The organism is Planococcus versutus, from assembly GCF_001186155.3.
Taxonomy (GTDB): Bacteria; Bacillota; Bacilli; order Bacillales_A; family Planococcaceae; genus Planococcus; species Planococcus versutus.
This window is the reverse complement of record NZ_CP016540.2, coordinates 2,580,866-2,601,782: the sequence shown is the minus strand read 5'-3', so window position 1 is coordinate 2,601,782 and position 20,917 is coordinate 2,580,866. Positions and strand designations below refer to the sequence as shown.

General features: G+C 42.7%; 7 protein-coding genes. 5 read left to right on the top strand and 2 right to left on the bottom strand.

Annotated features, from left to right (window positions below):
- Positions 1-55: 55 nt before the first annotated feature.
- Entirely contained in the window at positions 56-1,219 is a 1,164-nt protein-coding gene (locus I858_RS13125; RefSeq protein ID WP_049694137.1) for an acyltransferase, read from the bottom strand.
- A gap of 317 nt (positions 1,220-1,536) precedes the next feature.
- Here I858_RS13125 and I858_RS13120 point away from each other — a divergent pair, with 317 nt between their 5' ends.
- Positions 1,537-3,708: a 5'-nucleotidase C-terminal domain-containing protein gene (locus tag I858_RS13120; protein WP_049694138.1), complete on the top strand. Its 2,172-nt coding sequence runs from the start codon at positions 1,537-1,539 to the stop codon at positions 3,706-3,708.
- 801 nt (positions 3,709-4,509) lie between these two features.
- Positions 4,510-5,043 (top strand): GNAT family N-acetyltransferase, encoded by a 534-nt coding sequence (locus I858_RS13115; RefSeq protein WP_049694139.1) that lies wholly within the window; start codon positions 4,510-4,512, stop codon positions 5,041-5,043.
- Positions 5,044-6,172: 1,129 nt separating this feature from the next.
- Here I858_RS13115 and I858_RS13110 read toward each other — a convergent pair.
- Positions 6,173-8,050 carry an LTA synthase family protein gene (locus I858_RS13110; protein ID WP_049695200.1) on the bottom strand — a complete coding sequence of 626 codons (1,878 nt, stop codon included), beginning with the start codon at positions 8,048-8,050 and terminating at the stop codon, positions 6,173-6,175.
- A 201-nt stretch (positions 8,051-8,251) separates the two neighbouring features.
- Between I858_RS13110 and I858_RS13105 the strand changes: the two genes are divergently transcribed.
- The 3 genes from I858_RS13105 (at position 8,252) to I858_RS13085 (ending at position 19,926) form a co-directional block, all read left to right on the top strand.
- A complete protein-coding gene (locus tag I858_RS13105) occupies positions 8,252-10,069 on the top strand; it encodes an FAD-dependent oxidoreductase (protein WP_049695201.1) in 1,818 nt (605 codons plus the stop codon).
- Between the two features lie 151 nt (positions 10,070-10,220).
- Positions 10,221-13,763 carry a DUF6359 domain-containing protein gene (locus I858_RS13100; RefSeq protein WP_338046063.1) on the top strand — a complete coding sequence of 1,181 codons (3,543 nt, stop codon included), beginning with the start codon at positions 10,221-10,223 and terminating at the stop codon, positions 13,761-13,763.
- 1,882 nt (positions 13,764-15,645) lie between these two features.
- Positions 15,646-19,926: a S8 family serine peptidase gene (locus I858_RS13085; RefSeq protein WP_049693937.1), complete on the top strand. Its 4,281-nt coding sequence runs from the start codon at positions 15,646-15,648 to the stop codon at positions 19,924-19,926.
- The last annotated feature ends 991 nt before the right edge of the window (positions 19,927-20,917 follow it).

Here is a 20,917-nt window from a genome sequence, read left to right as displayed (position 1 = left end):
AGCCAAAATAAACTTTTTGGCTAGCCTTTTTCTATGCTCTTTGTGCAAAACTTGCTTACACGTTGACTTCTTTTTTATCTTTTACTTTCGATTTCTTTGGCTTATTGAAAACACGATTGCCATTTCCAAAGAAAATCCAACTATGCGGCACAAAATCATAAAACAAGCGAACCACCAGCCAACTACTAAAGAACGTCAAAATCAAAGTGAGCAACTGCCAAGAATGGAAAATCAGTGGCTCACCACTAAGAGGCGCGTTCAATCTTAAGCTGGTTAAGAAAAATGGGTGAATCAAGTACATACCAAAAGACACAGCCCCAATTTCAATCATAAATTTTTTGATGCGTGGAAAATTCCACGTTTCTAAATAATGAACAAAAATGAAAATCACAGCTGCAGCGAAGAACGCGTGTGTACTCCACGCAAATTCAACCCATTTATTATGACCCGTCCATTGCCCTGTTCGAATATCGTAATAAATCGTGACATACAGATAAATCATAAAGACATAGCCAAGCACAATGGCTGCGATCGCAGGCCAAATCTTGCGCCAATTGCGAATCCACGCCACCACTTGTTCGTAGTAAACGCCGAGAAAAGCCCCAAAAAAGTAAAACATGAAGTACGACAAGGACACAGATCCTTTAGATGGCACTTGAATGTAGAGCGAATTCAAAACAACCCATGTCCATTGAATAATAATACCAAGCGGAATTGCGTATTTTCGAATAAATTCAAACCGTTTAAACAAATAAAGAATAATCGGAAACATTAGATAAAATTGAACGCTCACAAAAACAAAGTAAAGATGATATTGTGCATTTCCAGCAGACAAATCGATCAGAAAGCGTTTCACCATTGCAGGAAAGGTTTCAAAGTTCTGACCTAAATAAGCTCTAAATAAAAAGTAAAACGCTGAGAAAACCACATAAGGAACTAAAATATACAATAATCGTTTTTTATAAAAACGCTGAAACAAGCTAAAGGTCAATTGCCTCGGGTAGTACGTATAAAAAAGAACAAAGCTGCTCAAAAAAATAAAAACAGGTGTGCCGATCTTTCCAGCGATATTAAAGAAATTATAAATAATAAACGTGAAGGATTCGGGATTGGATTCAACAACCCCTGTAGAAGTTGAATGAACCGCAAACACTCCTAATAAAGCAAGCACACGAGCATATTGAACTTCATCCAAATGCTTTCTAGCTAGTGGTTTCATAAGTCACCATTCTTTCCGCACAATTAACAGCCTGGTAGTAAACAGTCTTTGTCAATTCTACCATGCTTATGAACATAGTACCCAGTTAGAGATGAGAGTTTATGCCACTGTAAAAAATGTAAAGAATTTGTAGCGAAATTGTTATAGTTATAATAATGCTATTGTTGAAAAAATTCTATCGTGCTACACTGAAACTGAATGACTTCGCTCGGTAAGTAGCTGCAACTCCTAATTTTTATATTCTAATAGTCTTAGGTCATATTATTCATGCAGCTATCAGGCGCTAACGTTCAAAAAAATTTTAAGGATGGTGCCAAATGAAGGGGAAAATGTTTAAATCAGCAGTTGCAGTTGCTTTGACTGCAAGCGTAGTGGCTATTCAGTCGCCAACACCAACAGACGCAGCGGCAGGAGATTTTGAACTAACGATTATGCACACGAACGACACGCACGCAAACTTGGACAAAGCACCAAACCGTGCAACGCTCATCAAGCAAATTCGTAGTGAAAATCCAAATAACTTACTACTTGATGCAGGAGACGTTTTTTCTGGCACACTTTACTTTAATACCTTTGAAGGCCAAGCCGATTTGCCATTAATGAATTTGATGAAATACGATGCAATGACTTTTGGTAACCATGAATTCGACTTAGGCGCAAGCGAACGTGGTCATAAATCACTTGCTGAATTTGTTGCAGGCGCTGAGTTTCCGTTAGTATCAGCTAACGTTGATTTTTCTGGCGATACAGATATGGCTGGATTCCAAAACAAAGTATACACAGCAGATTACAATAACGGCGAAATCTACAATGGCGTGATTAAAGAAATTGATGGAGAACAAGTAGGCATTTTCGGTTTGACAACAGAAGAGACCGCTTCCATTTCAAGCCCGGGCGAAATCAAATTTTCGAATTACATCGATGCCGCACAAGAAGCAGTTGCTGCATTTGAAAAAGAAGGCGTAAACAAAATTGTCGCATTAACACATATCGGCTTTGATGATTCTGCTGAATTTGATAACGATCAACTATTAGCAGAAGCTGTTGAAGGCATTGATGTTATTGTCGGCGGGCATACACACAAGAAACTAGTGGAACCATTTGTTTTCAAAGGGAATACAGACCCAACAGTGATTGTGCAAGCAAATGAATACAATAAATTTTTAGGCCAACTAGATGTGACATTTGATGAAAATGGTGTCATTACAGAACAAACAGGTCAATTGCTTGATGTGAATGATAAAGCAATCGTACCAGATGAAGAAGCCACTGCCATTCTTGCGCCTTTTGCAAAAGAGGTAGAAGAAGTTAAAAACCAATCAACAGAAGCAAGCGCAGAAGTTTTCTTAAACGGCGGACGTAATGCGGGGGGCGTTCGTGCTTCTGAAACAAATCTTGGAAACTTAATTACAGATGGCATGTTAGCAACAGCTAAGAAAATCGATTCAGATACAGTCATGGCTGTTCAAAACGGCGGCGGAATTCGCGCTTCTATCAACGTGGGCGATATTACAGTTGGTGAAGTGTTAACAACAATGCCATTTGGTAACGCATTGGCAATCATGAACATCACGGGCGAAGAATTGAAATCAGCTCTTGAACACAGTGTTCGTCAATTCCCAGCTGAAAACGGAGGATTCTTACACGTATCAGGTTTGCAGTTTTCGTTTGATGCAACAAAACCAGCAGGATCACGTGTGACAGAAGTAAACGTTAAAAACGAGAATGGATTAACACCACTTGATCTGAAAAAATCATACAAAGTCGCAACAAACACATTTACTGCTGGAGGCGGAGATGGGTTTGAGTCATTTGGAAAAGCGTACAAAGAAGGCCGCGTAAGTGAGCCAGGCAACATCGATTATGAAATGTTTATCGATCACGCTAAATCATTAGATCAAGTAAAACCAATGCTTGAAAACCGTATCAACGCGATCACACCGTTAACGGATGTAGCGACAGATAGCTGGTCATACCCATTCATCAACGATGTCTACTACAGAGGCATTTTCAAAGGAATAAACGACACAACATTCGCACCTAAACGCGAATTAACGCGCTGGGAAGCAGCAACAATCATTTCACGTATCATGAAGTTGGAGACAGATACCGCTTCAAAATCACCATTTACGGATATCTCGGATATGCCTCTAGAGCGTCAAAAAGAAATTAACGCAGTTTACAATGCAGGCTATGTAATGGGGAAAACAAACACAACGTTTAACCCAAGAGAAAAAATTACACGTGCTCACTTCGCGTTGATGCTTAACCGTGTTTACGAAAAAACAAACGGTGAATACAAAGTTGACGAATACGCTTCGTACTCTGATTACGGCAAGCACAATGCGGAAACAAAAGAAGCCATCACGCTATTAGATGACCTTGGAATCGTTCAAGGCTACAACGGCAAATTCATGCCTTCTAAATTCACATCGCGTGAAGAAACAGCTAAAATAATGTCTCTATTCGCACCACACACAACAAAATAAGCAACAAGTAACCTCCTTTCCCTGCAGTTTGTAGCGGGAAAAGGAGGTTTTTTTATGAATAAAATCAGTGTTGACGGCTAGGTTAACTAATCGCTTCACTCAGTTCTGTGGTCACTATAAACTGGTAATAGGCTTGTGTTAGAACAAAAAAAGATAAAAGGTAAGAGAATAGAAAGAGGTTTAGAAAATCGCTTTCCGTTCCGGTGCTCGCTTTCCGCGGGTGCAGCCTCTGCCGGTTCCTTCGCTCTGCTCAGTCCAGTGGCTCAGGCCCACACTGTTTCCGCAGGAGTCGAGCGCCTGCACTACAAGCTAGGAATGCATTTCTAATGGAAGAGCAGGAGAGGAACGAAAGACAATAAAGAACTAGTTTAAGCTGACGCTTTCCGTTCCGGTGCTCGCTTTCCGCGGGTGCAGCCTCTGCCGCTTCCTTCGCTCTGCTCAGTCCAGTGGCTCAGGCCCGCACTGTTTCCGCAGGAGTCGAGCGCCTGCACTACAAGCTAGGAATGCATTTCTAATGGAAAAGCAGGAGAGGAATGGAAGACAATAAAGAACTAGTTTAAGCTATCGCTTTCCGTTCCGGTGCACGCTTTCCGCGGGTGCAGCCTCTGCCGCTTCCTTCGCTCCGCTCAGTCCAGTGGCTCCGGCCCGCACTGTTTCCGCAGGAGTCGAGCGCCTGCACTACAAGCTAATATCAGGCTGTTAATAGAAATCATTTGATACATATTCAAGATTAAGAGGTAAACTCAAATTGAACTTGTAAAGTGGTTAAACGATTGAATAGAAAAAATTTCAGGGGGAGTTATAAAGGTGATCCATAATGGGGAATTGAAGGTTCGGAAATTAGAAAAAGAAGATAACGTTCTATTGGCAAAGTGGCTTTCAAATCCAACTGTTCTTGAGTTTTATGAAGGAAGAGATAACGCTTTTGATTTAGAAAAAGTGAATAAATTGTTTTATGCTTTTGGAGAGGAAAAAAGCAAATGCATTGTTGAATACGATGGGTACGCAGTTGGCTACATTCAATTCTATCAATTAGATAATGAAACGAAAAAAAAATACGGATATTTTGGCGAAAATGTATATGGAACAGACCAATTTATTGGAGAAGTAGAGTATTGGAATAAAGGAATTGGTACTTTGCTAGTTAGCTCCATGATTCGATTTTTAACAGAAGAAAAACATGCAGACCGAATCGTTATGGATCCTCAAACAAAAAACACCAGAGCGATAAGATGCTATGAAAAATGTGGATTCAGCAAAGTGAAATTACTTCCAAACCACGAGCTCCACGAAGAGCAATATCAAGATTGTTGGTTGATGGCGTATCACGAGTGATACTCTATCAATTAAGCAAAAAAAAGCATATATTCGTTTCAGCGTACAGACAAAAAACGGAATCCCTCTCTATTTTTCAATACTTAATGTATGTGTTCTTACTATATATCCGACAAAAACAAAACGAATTTCCAATCATAAAAAAAGAACATCACACTAGCGAAGGCGCGTCCACGGGGTAGGCGAAGCGAGAAGACAGGTGATCTTCCTGGCTTCTCGCAAGAGCCATCCCCAAAGCGACCGGAGCGATTGGTTTCTAAAAAAAACTGCAGATAAAAAGCTACCGGAATCCCTCTCTATTTTTCGACACTTCATCTATACGTTCTTATCACGTCTCCAACAAAACCAAAACCACTTGCCAATCATAAAAAAAGAACCTCACACTAGCGAAGGCGCGTCTACGGGGTAGGCGAAGCGAGAAGACAGGTGGTTTTCCTGGCTTTTCGCAAGAGCCATCCCCAAAGCGACCGGAGCGATTGGTTTCCAACAAAAAAACTACAGATAAAAAGCTATCAGAATCCCTCTCTATTTTTCGATATTTTATCTATACGTTCTTATCATGTCTCCAATAACACCCTAACTAAAACCAAAACCACTTGCCAATCATAAAAAAAGAACCTCACACTAGCGAAGGCGCGTCTGCGGGTAGGCGAAGCGAGAAGACAGGTGGTTTTCCTGGCTTCTCGCAAGAGCCATCCCCAAAGCGACCGGAGCGATTGGTTTCCAACAAAAAACTGCAGATAAAAAGCTACCGGAATCCCTCTACTTTTTGATACTTGATTTATACGTTCTTATCACGTCTCCAACAAAACCAAAACCACTTGCCAATCATAAAAAAAGAACCTTATACTAGCGAAGGCGCGTCCACGGGGTAGGCGAAGCGAGAAGACAGGTGGTCTTCCTGGCTTCTCGCAAGAGCCATCCCCAAAGCGACCAGAGCGATTGGTTTCCAACAAAAAAACTACAGATAAAAAGCTACCGGAATCCCTCTCTATTTTTTGACACTTCATCTATACGTTTTTATTACGTCTCCCCAAAGCGACCAGAGCGATCGGTTTCCAACAAAAAAAAACTGTAGACAAGCTCGATTTATTCGAGTTGTCTACAGTACATATAGGCGCTTTGTTTGTCACTGTTCAGGCAAACTTTCCATATACTCATCTGATAACTTTTCAAGCTGCAACACGCGGTCGTAATCTTCGCGGTATTGATCGTATGCATCAAGTTTTTGATCGGTCTTTAAATCGTAAGCAGTGCCATCGTTAAAATCTTTTTCAGGAATAAACAAAATGTCATCATTCCAAAAAGAACCGATAGGCAAGTAATAACGAGCACCGAGCAAGTTGCTGTCGTGATTTAACAAATCTTGACCAAAAACAATTTGGTCATCAAGCGAAACACCTAGTAAATTCGCAAGCGTCGGCATCATATCCAGCTGGCCGCTCGTTTTCTCGAATGTCTCGCCGTCATCTGAAATGCCGGGTGCATGGACAATAAACGGTACATTTAACCGATCCAATGTGCCATATTCGCGGCCCAGTATTTCACTCACCAAGTCGACATCGTTTGGACTAATGGCGCTTTGCTGAAGACCAAAATGATCACCGTAAATCGCAATTACAGAGTTTTCGTAAATGCCTTCTCGTTTTAACTCTTCGATGAAATCATTGATCACCGTATCCATGTAATTGATTGATACTAAGTAATCACCCGTTAACGAATCCTCAAAACGCTCTGGAAGCGGGAACTTTCGGTCAGCTTCTGGCAGTGTGAAAGGATGATGACTGGTTAACCCAATAAGTTGTGCATAAAACGGTTTGTCCCGTTTATGGTGTTCACGCAAAATTGGCATTGCTTTTTCAAACATCACGCGATCAGATGGACCAATGCCGATGACATCTTCTTTGCCGAAAAAGTCACCATAATAATAACTGCCAATGCCAAGAGCCGGGTACAATTCATCACGGTTCCAAAAGCTAATATCGTCTGCGTGGAACGTTAAGGAATTGTAATCCTCAGCTGCAAGCAAACGCGGCAAGCTCGGGAATTTTTTCTGGCCATACGTTTGTGAAGTGGGATTGAACGCCACTGGGTAAAGAGAGGTGTTCAAAATAAACTCTGCGTCGGACGTATTGCCCGGTCCTGTTTGTTGAGCGGTGTTCGGAAAGTAAAAACTGTCATCGATCAACTTATTCAAATGAGGCGTCACTTCTTCGCCATCAAGTTCCAAACCAACCGGGAAATTTTGCATGGATTCTACTTGAATAACGATCAAATTTCGTCCTTTGGCATCACTAAAATAATTCCGCTCGCTTTCTGGAACAATTTCCAATCCTTTAATGCGGTTAATTTCTTCTTTTAGTTCGGCTACGTTTTCGACAGATACGTTGGTTTCGACACCCGTTAAACTGTCAGGACCATAATAGATTTCCAGTGCCTCGTAGTTCAAGATGCCTTTTTCTTGTGCCGCAATAACGTTATTTGAAATGGCTTCGTCTTTGTGAAGGTTGAAATTCAATGCCGATACACCCAAGCCCAAGAACAGTAAAACACCCATCATCATTTTTTTGTTAAGCTGTAGTGGCGGTAACGGATATTTTCTGAAAACCATTAATACCAAAATGAAAATCAAGTCTAGGAAGAACAACAAATATATAGGCTGTAGTAATGCGGATACACTTTCATTAATAGTGCCAACTTGACCAAGTTGGAAAAGCGCAAAATATGTAACAATTCTGCCGAAAAACGAGTAGTACAGAATCACTGCTAAAAAGAGAATGGAAAACAATGTGTTCAATAAAAAGTAAAGAACGGGTTTCCAACTCGGTTTAGCCAATTCAAACAACGAAGTAAAAATTAAAATATAACTTAATTCTAAAACGATGGTTTGTGTAAATTCAATATCTTGAAACAACAAATACCGCAAAAAAAGTACTTTGAGAAAGAGAATGCCAGTAAAAATAAAGAAATGGCTTTTAGACAAGTTTAAGAGAAAAGATTTTTTCATGAAGGACCACCTAATGTATTCGTATTTTTGATTTTCTTCTATAAAAGACGTAGAAACAAGGAGTGAAGGAGTGTAAGACTACTGTATATTCTATGGGAATTCCGCAGAAAGTCAATTGTTCCAAAGGAAAGCATTGAAACTAACAGACGACTTTGATATCGTTATGAGCATCTATGCAAAAAAGAATGAGAGAGTGAAAATATGAAAAGAGTATTAATGGGAATTGCGATTCTTGCCGTGATCATAGTAGGAGTTCTTGCGGTTACGATATTCGCAGATAAAAAAGAAGAGGCCAAAACAAACTTTGATGTAGCCGTTCTCAGTGGAGAACCGGAAGGCATTGCCGCAGCCGTTTCCGCTGCACGCAATGGAATGGAGACCGTGTTGATCGTTGGCGAAGAAGACATTGGTGGATTGATGACTTCAGGTATGCTGAATTTCCTAGACGTCAGCTCAGATCAAAAAGGCAATCCGGCCAATGCTGGGATTTTTCAAGAATGGCATGAAAAAGTAGGCGGCACAATTGGCTTTGATATTGGCGAAGCACGCGCGGCCTTCATGGAAATGATCGACAGCGAAAAAAACCTAACTTTACGTGAAGGTGTCGAATTGTCCGACGCAGTAAAAAATGGAAAAGCTTTAACAGCAATTGAAATCACAAATGAGTCAGGTGATGAGCAAACCATCACAGCTAAACGATTTATCGATAGCTCCAAAGATGCTGACTTGGCAATCGCAGCAGGAGCGCCGTACTTTATTGGTGGGCGCGATATCGGATTAGAAGACAAGAAAATGGCGGTTACGTTAATGTTCCATTTCAATAACGTCGATTGGGATCAAGTGACTAAAGCAGCTAAAGAGGGTGTCTTTGGAGGTGGCGGTGTTAATGGCAATGTGGCATGGGGCTTTAGTGAATTGCATGACACATACAAACCTCATTACGCGGAGTTGACACGACTTCGCGGCTTGAATATTGTAAAAGAAAACGACGGCAGTGTTATCGTTAATGCGCTTCAAATTTTTGGTGTAGATGGATTAGACGAAGCCGAAAAACAACAAGCCATTGAAATTGGAAAAGAAGAAACCAAGTACATTTTAACGTATTTACAACAAAATTTTCCAGGATTTGAAAATGCAGAAATCGAAAGTTTCCCCGATCAGTTGTATGTAAGAGAAACGGTTCATGTGCAAGCAGAATATCAATTGCCCCTTAGCGATGTATGGGAAAACAAAGATCATTGGGACAGTATCGGGTTTGGCGCTTATCCAGTAGATGTGCAAGCCACTTCACCAAGTGATTACGGCTACGTTTATGGCAAACCGGTACAATACGCAATTCCATTCCGCTCATTAGTACCGCTAGAAGTGGATAATTTACTAGTCGCCAGTAAAGCATCGGGTTATAGTTCACTCGCTGCGGCAAGCGCACGCGTATTACCCGTAGGAATGACAACTGGACAAGCAGCGGGTGCTGCTTCCGCTATTTCCATAAACGCAGAACAGAACTTTCGTGAATTAGCAGAAGACAAAGCCGCGATTGCGCAACTTCAAGAAAAACTAAAAGAACAAGGGGCTAATCTTTATGCCTTTTCAGAAGCTTTTCCGTATGAAGGCGAATGGTTTTATCCTGGTATAAAAACTTTATTGAATTATGGGTTAATCGTCGGGGGATACGAAAACCAATTGCCTGTCGATAAACCATTGATGGAAGTATCATTTGCGAACATATTGAGTAATGGCATTCAACGAATCAATTCTTCAGAAGCTGAAAAACTAACTGAAAATATCGCTGCACTTCGTTCACTTGTGACAGAAGATCAGCAACTAACAAGAGACAAAGCTGCACAGATGATTCTCGCTTTACAGGGCTTAGAAAGAGAAAATGGAGCAGCTTGGGATTATTTAGTCGAACTTAACATGACAGATGACACAATCTACGAAAAACTAAACGAAAACAAAAAGCTAACTGGTGCAGAAGGCTATTATTTAGCAGCGCTCATTCTAAATGATCTCCAATAGACCTACCTCATTTATCGACGCGATCGATAAATGAGGATTTTTTTTGTGAAAAGCAATAAAAAAAGGGAATTGATAGAAAATTTACAAAAATAATATAAAGCGCTTCCATTTATCATGTATACTAAATTAGTAAGGAAAATTTGAATTAGGAGTGAAAAACTTGACCAAACATGCTTTGAGTAAAATTCTTTTAAGCTTTGTTTTAGTTTTATCAGTAGCATTGCCTTATCTGGCAACAACTGCAAGCGCGGCAGAACCCATTACGGTAGCTGAAGCCATTGCAAACAACACAGGTAAAGCAACAGTAAAAGGCTTTGTAGTTGGAACAGCAACTAGCGGGACCAACTATGATCAAGAAGCACCTTTTGCATCTTCGACAAATTTAGGCATTGCAGATTCCGCGGATGAAACAGATCCAACGAAAATCATGCCGGTACAATTACCAACAGGAAAAATCCGCGCAGGTTTAAACCTAGTAGATAATCCAACAAATTTTAAAGCAGAAGTTACCATCACAGGAACATTGGAGGGTTATTTCCAAGTGCCAGGTCTTAAATCTCCAACAGACTTCACGATTCTTTCAGGAGGCGAAGCACCACCTGAAGCCGTGATCGTTGATTCTCTTGCAAAAGCACGTACAATGCAAGGCGAGTTGATCCAAGTCGATGCAACTGTAACCACTAGAACAGGCATCTGGGGCGGAAATGCATTTTACGTTCAAGATGATACAGCTGGCATGTATGTCTTTACTTCAAGTGCAGACGTTTCACCAGGAGACATTGTTCGTTTAACGGGCGGGATTTCTGAATACGGTGGCGAACTGCAACTTCAACCCAATACGGTAGAAGTTCTTTCTTCAACAAATCCATTACCAGCAGTTCAAACCGTTACGCCAGCAGGTGTCGCTGAAGACACGCAAGGTGAGCGCATTGAACTAAAAAACGTAACAATTACAGGCTTGCAATCCGTGAACGAATACGGAACATTTGAGTTTTCGGCAAAAGCTGAAAATGGCGAAGCTGTAACAATCCGCAACGATAACCGCAATGGATTGAGTCTTGAAGAGTTCACGAAACAATACAAAGAAGGCGATTTAATCCATGTAACGGGCATCGCTTCGAAATTTAACGATAGCTACCAAGTTAAGACACTAGGGTTCGAAAGCTTTGAATTAGTAAACAAACCAGGCGTTTATGCAGATATTTTCCCAGGTGTCGTTTCAGAAGGCACTAGCATTACACTAGCTTCTGGCATGGACGATGCAACCATTTACTTTACGCTTGATGGTTCAAAGCCAACAGCATCAAGCACAAAATACACAGCACCAATCGTATTAACAAAAGACACAACGATTAAAGCAATTGCAATCGCTGACGAAACGTCAGAGATTTTCACATTTACGTACACAGTATTAAAAACAGGTGACCTTCGCATCCGTGACATCCAAGGAGATGGCCATTACTCGGATTACCAAGGCGCAGTAGTCAACGAAATTGTGGGTGTAGTTACGCATCTATACAATTCAGCAAACTTTGTTATTCAAGATACAAACCAAGACGATGACGTAACAACTTCAGAAGCATTGATGGTTAACAAAGCATCAAACGGCCTTCAAGTTGGAGATCTTGTTACGGTTAACGGCACGGTAGAAGAGCATTTCCAAGAAGGATATTCAGATGCCAAAGACAATGACCTGCCAATTACGCGCATTCGCGCAACAGAAGCAGTGAAAACAGGAACAGCTCCACTTCCAGAACCGATTGTTGTTGGAGAAGATGTTCAGCCACCATCTGAAATTATCGATAATGACGGGTTGACTTCGTTTGATCCAAAAGAAGACGGCATTGATTTCTGGGAATCTCTTGAATTGATGCGTTTAGCAGTACCGCAAGGAAAAGTAGTAGGTCCTCAAAACTACGGAGAAGTAGTGGTAGTAGCAGAAAACTCACCGAACACAGAATTCCACAAACAAGGTGGAATACTCATCTCGGAAAATGATTACAATCCAGAACGCATCGTAGTCGATTTTGACAATGAAAAATTCATAGCTAAAGCGGGCGACTTATTCGATGGCGACATCATCGGTGTAATGGGCTTTGGTTTTGGCAACTACAAACTGTGGACTGCCGAAAGCAACTTACCTAAACTAGTAGATGGCGGCACAAAACCAGAAAAAACATGGATCGTTAAAGACGATAAAAAACTGACAGTTGCGGCTTACAACGTGGAGAACTATTCTGCAGACCCAAGCCACACGACAGATGCTAAAGCGCAGCGCATTGCAGAATCATTTGTTAACGACTTAAACTCACCTGACGTTATTGTGATGGTAGAAGTCCAAGACAACGACGGTCCGATTACGTCAGGCAACAGTGACGCAACAGCAAGCTATGAGCGTCTGATCAAAGACATCAAAACTGCAGGAGGTCCAACGTACGCATGGACAGACATCGCACCTGAATACAACAAAGACGGCGGACAACCAGGTGGAAACATTCGCGTGGGCTATCTTTACAACCCAGAACGTGTAACGCTTTCTGAAGGAACAAAAGGTACAGCGACACAAGACAACACATGGGTAGACGGCGAACTGGCATTAAATCCAGGACGCGTTCAGCCAATCGCAATGCCAAACACACGTAAACCGATTGCTGCACAATTTGAATTCCAAGGCGAACAAGTTGTAGTTATTGGCGCACACTTAAACTCTAAAGGCGGAGACCAGCCCTTATACGGCAAGAACCAGCCACCGTTTCTTGGCTCTGTAGCAGAACGCATCCAATTAGCAACAGCTATCAATGGCTTTATTCAAGACGGCTTGAAACAAAACCCTGATTTGAATGTGATTGTTGCTGGAGACATGAACGACTTTGAATTCACACCTGCACTAAAAGCATTAAAAGGCGACATCTTGACCAATAAAGTAGAAGATGTGCCACTAGAAGATCGTTACTCGTATTATTACCAAGGAAACTCGCAAGTTCTAGATCACTTGCTGGTGACAAACAACTTGGCAAAACGCACAGAAATGGACATGGTTCACATCAACTCGATGTTCATGGAAGAACAAGGCCGTGCATCGGATCACGATCCATTGCTTGCGCAAATCGAATTTGAAAAAGAAGAAGTACCTGCAAAAGAATTCCCGTTCACAGATGTTAGCAAAAAAGATTGGGCGTACCCGTACATTAAAGATTTGTTTGACCGCAATTTGATCAAAGGAAAAACAGATACTCTGTATGCTCCTAAAGACAACTTGACACGTATGCAAGCTGTTACCATCTTGACACGCATCATGGATCTTGAAATCACTGGAAATGAGAAGTCACCATTTAAAGACATCTCCAAACTTCCAGAACTTTACCGCAACCAAATCAATGCTGCCTACCAAGCAGGAATTGTTAACGGCGTTACGACAACAGAATTCAAGCCAACTGAATTCATCACGCGCGCACAATTCGCATTGATGCTAAACCGTGTTTACGAAATGAAAAACGGCACTTACAAAGTAAGCACGTATGCACCATTCACGGATTACGAAAGATTCAATAATGAAACGAAAAAAGCCATCACAATGCTATACGATTTTGAAGTAGTCGAAGGCTACAACGGCAAATACATGCCGAAGAAGTTCACGACACGCGAAGAAACAGCGAAAATGTTCTCGCTGTTCCGTTCATATCTCGTTAAGTAATCATGGCACCACTCAGCTCGATCAGATTTTCTGATCGAGCTTTTTTGTGGTTTATGAATGAAATGTGGTTTATGAATGAAACCTGTTAGAGGGTAGTAGGAGTTTTTATGTGGTTCGAGAAGTCGCCTTCGGGCGCTTTGGAGGGGACTCTCGCGCTAAGCCGGGCGTCGCTGTGCTTGCCAGTCTTACCGCTTCGTCCACTCGGGCGCGCCTCGGCTAGGCGTGGATTGATAGGATGCGTCTATAAGTTGTTTGAAATAGATAGATGGAGAGATATTCTAGAGTTGCTCGGCGGCGATGGTGCACGCGCCTTCGCTTGGAGTTTTTTTGGGAGAGTAATAAGAGTTTTTATGTGGTTCGAGAAATCGCCTTCGAGCGCTTTGGCGTGGACTCTCGCGCTAAGCCGGGCGTCGCTGTGCTTGCCAGTCTTACCGCTTCGTCCACTCCGGGGCGCGCCTCGGCTGGGCGTGGATCGATAGGATGCGTCTATAAATTGTTTGAAATAGATAGATGGAGAGATATTCTAGAGTTGCTCGGCGGCGATGGTGTACGCGCCTTCGCTTGGAGTCTTTTTGGGAGAGTAGTAAGAGAGTTTTTATGTGGTTCGAGAAATCGCCTTCGAGCGCTTTGGCGGGGACTCTCGCGCTAAGCCGGGCGTCGCTGTGCTTGCCAGTCTTACCGCTTCGTCCACTCCGGGGCGCGCCTTGGCTAGGCGTGGATCGATAGGATGCGTCTATAAATTGTTTGAAATAAATAGATGGAGAGATATTCTGAAATCGCTTGACGGCGATAGACCACGCGCCTTCGCTTAAGTATCTTTTGGGAGAGTAGTGGGAGCTGTTGTGTGGGTTGAGAATTCGCCTTCGGGCGCTTGGGAGTGGACTCTCGCGCTAAGCCGGGCGTCGCTGTGCTCGCCAGTCTTACCGCTTCGTCCACTCCATGACGCGCCTCGGCTAGGCGTGGATTGATAGGATGCGTCTATAAATTGTTTGAAATAAATAGATGGAGAGATATTCTGAAATCGCTTGACGGCGATAGACCACGCGCCTTCGCTTTTGGCGTGAAAAATTACAGCGTTGCGGTTATACCCGGGTGTTCGCTTTTTATACATGAATCACACAAAAAAGCATAACTCATCTAATGCCGGCTTTTCGCTTACGAAAAGCGAAAGTACAAATCACGAGATGTCAGTCATTCAAAATTATGCTTCACAAATAGTAGCCCACTCTCTCACTACTAATACCAAAACCTTCAGAAAGAGCGAAAGGTGGCGACTCCCGCGGGAAAGCGAAGTGTCGAAATCCACTCGGGCCAGAGCCCGAGTTAGTTCGACGCAAGCCCGCAGGAAAGCGTCCACCTGCAGCGATTTCTGAACCTACAATTTCTTTTTTAATCTCTCACTCTGCAAGCCCTTGGCAGCCAGCACCGCGACCTGTCGCGTTAGCTGCATAACCCGCTTCCTGCGGCCCGAAAGCGTCCACCTGTAGCGATTTCTAAACCAATACCTTTTACATAAAATTACTCATCCTTAACTAGCTATCCATACTAAAAAAATTCTCTCACAGCAATTGTCTAAAAAAATAAATAGCTCGAAAGACCGACATAACTAGACAAATCGGTCGCTGGCTCGGTCGCATTTTACAATTCTGAGTCTCAAAAGCACATTCTAAAAATATTTTTAAATTATTTAAATTCTTTTTTTAGTTCGACAAACTAAATAATATCAAGGCTTTGCTAGTAAATACCTCTTAAAAAGGTGACAATTATATGAAAATACTCACAAATATAATTTGCAAGTCTGAAAATTTATGGTAAATTTAAGTTGTTGTGCAATTGTAATAATTCTTTATAATTGCGAAATAGAATCAAAGGGGGAAAAAAATTGACGAAGTTTAAACCGTTTTTATTGTTGGCCTTGGTCTTCGTAATGACATTCAGTTCGGCTCTCTTCGGACTGACAGATGTTTCAGCCGCAGTGAACTCAGCGGACGTACCAAACGTTGAACTGAAACAGCAGGAAGTTAAAATTCCTGAAACGTTAGTAAATCCAGAAGATCCGAAGAAAGAAGTGCGAGTGATCATCGAGCTTGAAAAAGCGCCGGCGATTGAAAGCGCTACAAATAAAGGGGTACTCTACAAGAGTTTACCTGGTAAGCAAAAAGAATCACTAGAAGCAGCAGTTGTGACAGGTCAAGAATCTGTTCAAATGTCAATCGCTTCTATTGCTCCACGCATTACATATCTTGAAAATTTCACAACGGTATTTAACGGGTTTTCTGCTCAAGTTGAAGCGGGACTAGTTGAAGACATCGCGAAATTAGAAGGTGTTAAAGCGGTTTACGAATCAACTGAGTATCAACGTCCAGAAGCTCAACCAGAAATGAAATATTCGAAAGAATTAGTACAAGCGCAACAAGCGTGGACAGATTACGGTTACCGCGGTGAAGGACTAGTTGTCGGTGTTATTGACACTGGAATTGACCCAAGCCACAAAGACATGATTTTGACAGACAACACGACAGGCGACATCACGAAATCAGATGTGGCAGCGTTAGTAGCTGACAAATCAATCGAAAACGGTAAGTTTTACACAGCAAAAGTGCCATTCGGCTATAACTACATGGATGGCAACAACGAAATTCTTGACCTAGGACCAGAAGCTTCTATGCACGGCATGCACGTTGCCGGAACAGTTGGAGCAAATGGCAACGAAGAAAATGGCGGGATCAAAGGCGTTGCACCAGAAGCCCAATTATTGGCGCTGAAAGTATTCGGCAACGATCCACGTTACCCATCAACATACGGAGACATTTACATCAAAGCGATCGATGATTCGATCAAATTGGGTGCAGACGTGATCAACATGTCACTAGGATCCACTGCAGGATTTGTAGATTCTTCAAACCCTGAACAAAAAGCAGTAGAAAGAGCAACAAACAACGGACTCTTAGTTGCCATTTCAGCAGGTAACTCGGATATGTTCGCATCAGGCGTAGCAACTTCTCCATACCCGCGTGCGAATAACCAGGATTACGGTTTAACAGGTTCACCAAGTACATCAATCGATTCATTTGGCGTTGCGTCATTTGAAAATGATTTTATCACAGCGAAAAGCTTAGGCTACCAAGTGGACGGTCAAGCAGCAGGACGCGCATTGTACATTTTATCAAATGATGCAGATCCAGAAGCATTGCCGAACGCGAGCTATGACGTAGTAGCAGCAGGTCTTGGGAAACCAGCAGACTTTACAGGCAAAGATTTTACCGGTAAATTCGCATTGATTTCACGCGGAGAAATCGGCTTTACCGACAAAGGATTAGCAGCTCAAGCAGCTGGTGCGATTGGCGTAATTATTTACAACAACACAACAGGCACGATCAATATGGCATCTGACCCAGCGATTAAAATTCCATACATGTCAGCGCTACAAGCTGACGGCGTGGCAATGAAAACAGCTTTAGATGCAGGCAAAAAAGTATCCGTTTCATTTGACGGCGCATACCTGGAAACACCAAACCCATCAGCAGGTGAAATGAGTGATTTCACGTCATGGGGTCCAACACCAAACCTTGATTTCAAACCTGAAATCACAGCTCCAGGTGGCAACATCTTCTCGACATTGAATGACGATAAGTACGGCATTATGAGCGGTACGTCAATGGCGGCTCCTCACGTTGCGGGTGGTACAGCATTAATGTTCCAACGCATTGAAGAGCTTGGCCTAACAGGTCGCGATCGTGTAACTTTCGCGAAAAACTTAATGATGAACACAGCTGCTCCAGTTGAGTTCAAAAAAGACCAATACATTTCACCACGCCGTCAAGGTGCTGGCTTAATGCAATTGCACGATGCATTATCAACAGATGTAATGGTAACAAACAAAGCAACTGGTGATGCGAAAGTAGCATTGAAAGAAATTGCGAACGATAAATTCACGTTCACATTGAAAGCTCAGAACTACTCAGACACAGCAGCAACATACGATGTAGGCGTAAATGTTCAAACGGACAATACGGCGAAAGTGGGCGACTTTGAAGTAACAGCACCAAACCTTACAGGATCTTACGTGGTTACAGAAGACGTTACAGTAAACGCTCCGAAAACCATCACAGTACCTGCAAAAGGAACAGCAGAAATTGCTGTCACTGTTGATGTTTCAGCACTTAAAGGCATGCCGGAATATGCGGCATTTGTGAACGGATTCTTCGTTGATGGGTTTGTGACAATGACAGACAAAAACGAAGAAGTAACAGGTAACCCTGAACTAGTTGTTCCGTTCTTCGGCTTTAATGGCGGATGGGACGATGCCAACATCTTTGATACATTCACATGGGCCAAAGATACGTTTTACGGCATCACATTACTAGCTGATGACGAAGGTAACGACATTACAGGCGGAACTCATGCATCAGAAGACTATGTACCTGAACGCTTTGCTTTCTCACCAAATGATGATGGCTTGCAAGACATGGCCGTTCCGGTTTACTCATTAATGAGAAACGCAAAACAATTTGAAGTAAACGTATTGGATGCAAAAGGCAAAGAGCTTCGCACCATTCGTTCAGCTTCAAACTTAACGAAAAACTATGCAGCATCAGCAACAAATCCACAATACACATTCAACCCACTTAACGGATGGGATGGAATGATTGATGGCAAACCTGCCAAAGATGGCAAGTACCAAATCCAACTTCGCGCAGTAATCGACTACAAAGGTGCAGAATGGCAAACACTGACATTCCCAATCATTGTAGACACAGTAGCACCTGAAGCAGCAGCAACATATGCAGCTTCAACAAAAACAGTAAATGTATCAAAATTTGCGGATAACGCTTCTGGCGTTGGCGTAGATCGTTGGGAAGTTTACTTGAACGGCAAGGAATTGACAGAAAACGACAAAACGCCAGCAGACGAATCGCTTGCACCAACAATGACTTCTTACAAAGTGGAAGCGAACATCAAAACAGGCGACGAATTAGTTGCAGTTTTCTATGACATCGCAGGCAACGTAACAGAAGTAAATCTTACCGCTTCATCAAACAAAGAAACGACAGCACCAGTGATCTTGTTTGATTCACCGCAAGTATTAAACGTATACGACACGAAAACAGTAGAAGTTTCCGGAACTGTAGAAGATGATTCGAAAATTGTTTCATTGACAGTAAACGGCGTCAAAGCAAAATCATTTGACGGCAAAACATTCAAGCACAGCCTTACATTTAAAGACGGTTCACAATACGTAACTGTAAAAGCTGTAGATGAATTCGGCAACGAATCAGAAATTCGCCGCCAAATTTTAGTAGACACAACACCTGCAACTATCACAATCGTCAACACTGCGAAAACAGTGGGTGCCAACACAACTGAAATTGAAGCTACAGTGAACATCAAAGACAACTTGGACCAAATCACGGCGTCTATTGATGGCAACGAAATCTTCAAACAAGAGCTAGGCGAGCCATACGGCAAAGCCAGCTTTAACAAAAACATCAAAGTGAAAATTCCAGTGAAGAAAATTGGTGCTAACAACTATACAGTCATGGTTGAAGACGCAGCGGGTAACATCACTGAGAAAACATTCACCATCACGAAAGCATCAAAAGTAACATTCAGCGACATCCAAAACTACTGGGCAAAAACTCAAATTGAAGCATTGGCTTCAAAAGGAATCATCTTAGGTAAAACTGATGACCTATTTGCACCAAAAGCGGATGTAACACGCGCTGAATACGCAACAATGCTTGTGCGTTCACTGAAGTTACCTTTGACAGCAGAAGAAGGCATGTTCGAAGATGTAAACAAGAAAACGACATGGGCAACAAAAGAAATTGAAGCAGCAGCTCGCGCAGGCATCGTTCAAGGATTGCCAGGCGGAACATTTGATCCAAAAGCGTCGATTTCTCGTCAAGACGCAGCGGTAATGATCATTCGTGCTGTTAAGTATCAAGAAGCATCATTGCTTGAAGGCTTAGACGCATCGCACAAATTCAAAGACAGCTCGAAAATCAGTCCTTATGCAGCGAAAGACGTAGCACAAGCAGAAGCACTAGAGTTGATCACTGGACGCAGCGGCAACGTCTTCGATCCAAAAGCGAAAATCACAAGAGGTGAAACAGCGGCAGTGATCTACCGTGCCCTCGACAAGATGGATCTATTGAAATAAAACACGCTGTACACTAGAAGAAAAGTCAAAAGTTCTTCTAAAAACCGAACAAGCCAGCAATCAGAAAGTTGATTGCTGGCTTGTTTTTGTGTTGGAACGAAAGAGGAGGAGGTTCAGAAATCGCTGCAGGTGGACGCTTTCGGGCCCGCAGGAGGCGGGTCATGCAGCTAGCGCGACAGGACGTCGCGATGCTAGCTGCCAAGGGCTTGCATAGTAGTAAAAAAAATCTTAGGTTCACAGAAATCGCTGCAGGCGGACGCTTTCGGGCCCGCAGGAGGCGGGTTATGCAGCTAGCGCGACAGGACGTCGCGGTGCTAGCTGCCAAGGACTTGCGTCGAACTAACTCGGGCTCTGGCCCGAGTTAGTTCGACACTTCGCTTTCCCGCGGGAGTCGCACCTTTCGCTCTTTCTAAAGGTTTTAGTTTTAGTAGTGGGAGAGTAGGCTACTCCTTGTGGAGCATAATTTTGAATGACTGACATCTCGTGATTTATGTATAAAAAGCGAACACCTGGGTATAAAAAGCAAACACCCGGGTTAAAACACAAAACACCCGGGTGAAACCACAACGTTGTAATTTTTCATTCTAGAAGCGAAGGCGCGTGTCCCATCGCCGCCAAGCGACTTCAGAATATCTCTCCATCTATCTATTTCAACCAATTTATAGACGCATCCGGTCAATCCATACTCAGCCGAGGCGCGCCCGGCTTAGCGCGAGAGCCCACTCCAAAGCGCTCGAAGGCGACTTCTCATCCCACATAACAGCTCCCACTACTCTCTCAAAAGAAACTTAAGCGAAGGCGCGTGTTCCACTGCGCTAAGTGTTTGTAGAACCCCTAAAAAATCTTTCTATCAGAACTCATAATATGACTAAGTATCACAGCAATCCCTAGCTTCGGCGCGTAAAAGGAGTGAGCGGAGCACTAAGACCCGCAGCGTCCCTCGGCTGCGAGTCTTAGCGCGGGAGTCCACTCCAAAGCGCCCGAAGCGATC